The following is a 371-nucleotide window of genomic DNA, read 5'->3' on the forward strand; positions in this document are numbered from 1 at the left end:
GGGCAGTATGGGAGTATGTAGTGTCCTTCGTAGAGGTAGTCTTTTTCCCAGAGGGTTTTCATTACCCACCAGATTGTTTCCATGTAGTCGGCTTCCATGGTTTTGTAGTCGTGGTCGAAGTCTACCCAGCGTCCTAGGCGTGTGATTGTGGCGCGCCATTCTTTCACATAACGCAGGACGGCGGCTCGGCATGCTTCGTTGAATTTGGCTACGCCGTAGTTTTCTATTGCGGTTTTTGAGTTGAGCCCGAGTTCTTTTTCGATTAGGTTTTCGACGGGGAGTCCGTGGCAGTCCCACCCGAAGCGGCGCTCGACTTTTTTGCCTTTCATCGCCTGATAGCGCGGGATGATGTCTTTAATCGTGCTTGGGAC

General features: G+C 51.8%; 1 protein-coding gene. It reads right to left on the bottom strand.

The features are described from left to right. Window positions 1–371, bottom strand: a 371-nt coding sequence (locus tag ACYVTD_RS17935) for a class I tRNA ligase family protein (protein WP_461248968.1), incomplete at both ends; no start/stop codon positions are given.

This window comes from Treponema sp. R6D11 (assembly GCF_054786075.1).